The 4075-nt window shown below is 28.8% G+C and carries 5 protein-coding genes; 4 read left to right on the top strand and 1 reads right to left on the bottom strand.

Annotated features, from left to right (window positions below; translation table 11 throughout):
* The first annotated feature begins 95 nt into the window (after positions 1-95).
* Positions 96-752, top strand: a complete 657-nt coding sequence (gene phoU, locus ACI3VO_RS08270; RefSeq protein WP_439757458.1) for a phosphate signaling complex protein PhoU — start codon at positions 96-98, stop codon at positions 750-752.
* Positions 753-875: 123 nt separating this feature from the next.
* On the opposite strand, the gene ACI3VO_RS08265 is transcribed toward phoU, so the two are convergent.
* Positions 876-1418: a biotin transporter BioY gene (locus tag ACI3VO_RS08265; RefSeq protein WP_439757457.1), complete on the bottom strand. Its 543-nt coding sequence runs from the start codon at positions 1416-1418 to the stop codon at positions 876-878.
* Positions 1419-1612: 194 nt separating this feature from the next.
* Between ACI3VO_RS08265 and ACI3VO_RS08260 the strand changes: the two genes are divergently transcribed.
* The 3 genes from ACI3VO_RS08260 to ACI3VO_RS08250 all read left to right on the top strand — a co-directional run.
* Positions 1613-2797, top strand: coding sequence for a glycine C-acetyltransferase (locus tag ACI3VO_RS08260; RefSeq protein WP_439757456.1), 1185 nt, complete (start codon positions 1613-1615; stop codon positions 2795-2797).
* 73 nt (positions 2798-2870) lie between these two features.
* Positions 2871-3590 carry a YoaK family protein gene (locus ACI3VO_RS08255; protein WP_439757455.1) on the top strand — a complete coding sequence of 240 codons (720 nt, stop codon included), beginning with the start codon at positions 2871-2873 and terminating at the stop codon, positions 3588-3590.
* 284 nt (positions 3591-3874) lie between these two features.
* The coding region (locus ACI3VO_RS08250) for a sigma factor-like helix-turn-helix DNA-binding protein (RefSeq protein WP_439757454.1) at positions 3875-4075 on the top strand (201 nt) is incomplete at its 3' end.

Raw genomic sequence — 4075 nt, 5'->3', positions numbered from 1 at the left:
TAAACGTACAGAGGATTATATAACAGGAAGATTCGGTTAAAATTTAAATCAGTTAAAATTTAAGTATTACAAACTATGGTTTAAGGAGATATGAAATGGCAAGTACAAATTTAGAGATGAATATAAAAACTTTAAAAGAATATATAAATAGAATGATGGATAAATGCGAAGAAGCTATAGAATTATCTGTTAAAAGTATGATTAATAAGGATGTAGATTTAGCTAAAAAGGTTATAAATAACGACGATGATATAGATATATTAAGAGAATATATTAGAGATAGAAGTATAGAATTGATGGCATTAAAACAACCTATGGCAAAGGATTTAAGAGAAATATACGCTTTATCTGACATATCAACTGAATTAGAAAGAATTGGAGACTATGCAGCAAATATAGCTTCAGAAGTAGTATCAATTGCAGGTGAAGACTATATAAAGGAATTAGTCGATATACCAAAGATGACTGAGCATTGTTTAGATATGTTTAGAAGTTTGAAGACTGCTTTTATAAATCAAGATGCAGACTTAGCCTATAAGGTAGCTCTTATAGACAATGAAATCGACGTTCTTTACTACAAAGTAAGAGAAGATTGCTTGAGAGTTATGCATGAAAATCCAGAGCAAAATATAAATCAAGGTGTAAAGCTTTTATTTGTAGGAAGATATTTAGAAAGAATTGGAGATCATATTACTAATGTATGTGAAAAAATCATATACGCAAGAAATGGTAAGATGATTGAAATAGGATAAAAAATTATATTATGAGTAGCATAATACAATATGAAAAATATATTCTTTTAACCAACCAACTAACATATATATGGAAAAGGGAATTATTGATATGTTTTGATGTATCAGTAATTCCCTTTTATTTTAGTTAAAATTTAAAGTTGAAAATACTCTCTTACATACAGTTTCACCGATTATATCAGCTAAAACTAATTTTAATAAATCCACTAATACAAAAGGAACTACACAGTAAAGCAGACTTTGCATTATTGTATTTCCAGTTACAAAAGAGAACATAATTGTACCAAATGCATAAACAACTGCTAATCCAACAACCATGCTAATAGCAGTTAAAATATGAGAATTGAATTTTTCTTTAGTATATCCGATTATAAATGCCATTAAAGGATATCCAAGTAAAAATCCACCAGTTGGTCCAAATAGAACTCCTACACCTCCTGAAAATTGAGCGAATACAGGAATTCCGATTCCCCCTAATACTAAGTATATTAAAGTTGCTATAAATCCACATTTATACCCTAATATAAGTCCAGTTATAGCAATGCCGAATATTTGTAATGTAAGTGGTACAGTTGTAAAAGGTAGTGGAATAGATATTTGAGCAAATACAGATATTAATGCTGCAAATAAACCACATAGAATAATTTCTCTAGTTGAAAGCTTCATAAAATATCCTCCTAAAATTTTGCTTTTTGAATTAACGTTAACTAAAAATAATAAATAAGTTAACAATAATTCTACACTAAAAAAAATTTTTTGCAATAGTTTTTGGAAAAAAATGATAAAGATTTTTTAATATATAAATGCTTATGATATACTAAATGTGTAGAAAAAATACTGTAATTGAAAGGGGAGCAATTATGTATAATAGTCAATTTTATCAAGAAATACTAGACGAAATAAAATCAAGTGGTTTATGGAAGGATGAAAGAGTTATAACAACTCCACAAAAATCAAAAATAGACACTACACAGGCTAATGGAGTAGTAAACATGTGTGCAAATAACTATCTAGGTTTAGCAGATAACCAAGAAATAATCGAGGCTGCAAAAGCAAGCTACGATAAATGGGGATATGGATTGTCATCTGTTAGATTTATATGCGGTACACAAGAAATACATAAAGAATTAGAAGCTAAAATAAGTGAATTTTTACAAACAGAGGATACAATATTATATACTTCATGCTTTGATGCAAATGGTGGTTTATTTGAAACTATAACAACTGCTGAAGATGCTATAATAAGTGACGAATTAAACCATGCGAGTATAATCGATGGTATTAGACTTTCAAAGGCTAAAAAATATAGATACAAAAATAACGACATGAAATCTCTAGAAGAAATGCTTATAAAAGCAGATCAAGAGGGAGCAAAAAACAAAGTAATAGCAACTGATGGTGTTTTCTCTATGGATGGTATAATAGCTGATTTAGAGGGAATATGTGATTTAGCAGAAAAATACAATGCAATGGTAATGGTAGATGATTCTCATGCAGTAGGATTTATGGGTAAAAATGGTAGAGGAACTCATGAGTACAGAAATGTTATGGGTAGAGTTGATATAATTACAGGAACATTGGGAAAAGCACTAGGTGGAGCTAGTGGTGGATATACTAGTGGTAGAAAAGAAATAATAGCTTTACTTAGACAAAGATCAAGACCATATCTATTTTCAAATACATTAGCGCCTTCTATAGCGGCTGCTAGTATAAAAACTTTAGAAATTCTTTCAAGAAGTACAGAATATAGAGATAGACTAGAAGAAAACACAAAATACTTCAGAGAAGGCATCAAAAAAATAGGATTAAATATAATTGAAAGTGAACATCCAATAGTACCTATTATGCTAGGAGATTCTTTAGTTGCTCAAAAATTTGCTCAAAAAATGTTAGAAAAAGGTATATATGTAATAGGCTTCTACTATCCAGTAGTACCTAAAGGAAAGGCTAGAATTAGAACACAAATTTCAGCATGTCATACAAAAGAAGATTTAGATTTAGCGTTAAAAGCATTTAAAGAATGCAAGGAAGAATTAGGATTATAAGAATTATAATTAAGTAATATATATTAAAAATTTAATTAAATATAGAAATAAAAAGTGAAGGGAGATTATATATATGCAGGTTGAGCATAAAAAACAAGTGTCAGAATCGTTTAGACTAGGAGCATTGCTTGCTATTGTAGGAGGTTTTTTAGATGCATATACTTACATATGTAGAGGCGAGGTTTTCTCTAATTCACAAACAGGAAATACTGTATTAGTAGGATTGTCTTTAGCGCAATCTGACTTTAAGGGAGCTTTGTACCATTTTGTTCCAGTTATAGCGTTTATAGCGGGTATAATATTGACAGAAATAATTAAAAGCAGAGTAAAACCAAAACCTACTTTTATCCATTGGAGACAAATTATAATAGGGGCAGAGATAATAATTCTTTTTATAATATCATTTGTTCCAACAGGAATTTATGATGTAGTTGTAAATGTTTCTATTTCATTTATTTGCGCTATGCAGGTGGAGGCTTTTAGAAAAGTAAACGGAACAAATTTAGCAACGACAATGTGTACAGGAAATTTAAGAACGGCTACTGAACAAATATACATATCAGTTGTGGAAAAGGATAAAGTTAAAATGAAAAAAAGTACTCAAGCTTATGGAATAGTGTTTTTTTTCATTGTAGGAGCATGCATAGGTGGTATTTTGACTAATATGTATTTGGAAAAAGCTATTTTAGTTGCAAGTGGAATTTTATGTGTTGTATTTCTATTTATGTTTAAAAACTCTGAAAGAGATTTTTTAAAGCAATTGGAGAAATGCGATAAATTGGACGAAAATTAAAAATAGAATTTTAATAAAAACTTAATAATTAGGTAATATTAAATTAAGGTTTAGGGATTATATTTTAAGTATAAGATTTAGTTAGTTTAAGTAAAATTTTACTTGAAGAAGTTTAAACTGACTGTTTGTGCAGTTTAGAAGCTAGATAATTTTTTCAATGTTACTCCTTTTTTAGCAGGATATGGTTCGCCATATCCTGTTTTTTTGACATTTGTACAATATTGCAATAAATTTCAGCTTTATATATAATTAGTAAAAGAAGATTATATATTGAGAATAGGGATGTGAAAATATTGAGCAGTAAAGACGAAAGATTTATGATAAAAGTTGTCGATATGTACTATAAAGATGAGATGAGTCAAGATGCGATTTCAAAAAAGTTAAATATATCTAGGGCTACTGTTTCGAGAACTTTAAGCAGGGCTAAAAAAGAAGGAATAGTAAAGATACAAATTAATTATCCAAGTGAAAATACTATAGAACTT

The sequence above is a fragment of the Intestinibacter sp. genome, from assembly GCF_051866655.1.
GTDB lineage: Bacteria > Bacillota > Clostridia > Peptostreptococcales > Peptostreptococcaceae > Intestinibacter.
This window is presented reverse-complemented; position numbering and strand designations above follow the sequence as displayed.

Coding starts and splice junctions, on each gene's coding strand:
- phoU (WP_439757458.1), top strand. CDS start 96: ATGGCAAGTACAAATTTAGAGATGAATATAAAAACTTTAAAAGAATAT.
- ACI3VO_RS08265 (WP_439757457.1), bottom strand. CDS start 1,418: ATGAAGCTTTCAACTAGAGAAATTATTCTATGTGGTTTATTTGCAGCA.
- ACI3VO_RS08255 (WP_439757455.1), top strand. CDS start 2,871: ATGCAGGTTGAGCATAAAAAACAAGTGTCAGAATCGTTTAGACTAGGA.
- ACI3VO_RS08260 (WP_439757456.1), top strand. CDS start 1,613: ATGTATAATAGTCAATTTTATCAAGAAATACTAGACGAAATAAAATCA.